The sequence below is a fragment of the Neisseria sp. P0009.S007 genome (genome assembly GCF_051962515.1).
Genome location: NZ_JBQCVF010000511.1, coordinates 1 through 1,040, shown reverse-complemented (window position 1 = coordinate 1,040; position 1,040 = coordinate 1). Strand labels below are relative to the sequence as shown.

1 pseudogene is annotated in these 1,040 nt (G+C 44.8%); it reads right to left on the bottom strand.

The features are described 5' to 3' along the window. Positions 1 to 1,040 (bottom strand): annotated as a pseudogene (locus ACTHS3_RS14420) (recombinase); the annotation flags it as partial.

The window sequence follows — 1,040 nt, the reverse complement described above, 5'->3', positions numbered from 1 at the left end:
ACGCCGCCGCCTGCTGCGGAATAAAACATTTTGAAATATTCGCTACGGTTGCGCGTAATGTAATGCTCACCATGATGGCTTTTGTTTTCCGTAATACTGCGCGCCAGCATTCGGATACTGCTTTTACGCAAGTGGCTGGTGCTGTATTGCTCTACCGCCGCGTAAATCATCGCATTCATCAGGTTGATGGTTAAGCGGGTACGGCTGCCGGTTTCGATTTGAATATTGGTCAACAGTTTCAGGCGGTCTATGGTTTGTTGCAAGCGTTCGAGCAAATGGGCAACTTTTACTGACGAACCAGACCCTGCTCCGGTACCACGACGGCGCAAATAGTCAATTTGATTTTCACACTGGTCAAACATAACCTCCAAATGCGCCGTGTCATAAGTTTCTTCGCTATGGCGATAGTGTTCTACCAATTTTGCAATTTCACGTTGCAAAGCGACAAATGCCGAATCCGCTTCCAACAAACGGGGAGCAATCCGTATTAAATCCGGCTCAATCGCTTCGGAAGCAATCCAAATAGACAGCATTTCCACCGCTCGCAAACGGGCATCTGCCAACTGTCGGCTGGCCGTCTGAAGCAAAGCAGGATCAGCTTTGCTCTGCAACAATTCATACATGCTCAACCATTGGCGCAAACTCAGGGTTTGCAACCATTTATCATCGTTTTTCGAATGAAAAAGATATAAAAATACTTCGCGCAGATTGGAAAAATCTTTATAAGACGGGCTGAAACGTTCATAAATCCGTATGCCCATCTCCCGAGTAAAACTATGGCGCGAGAAAATACCCAGCTTAATCAGCGCAGGATAGATGTGAACTTTGGACAGCCAGGCATAGAAGCGCAGGCTGAATTGACGACATAGAGCATCGTCTTGTTTTAAAGTAGATAAAATCAAATCAAAACGTTCGGAAGCCTGTTTTTTGCCTCCTCGGCGCAAAAATTTGATTAATGCATTGAGAATAAGAACAAAGTCGGTATCATTTAAGCGCTCCGACAAAATAATGTGAAGATTTTGATTAGTCAGTTTTTGCAT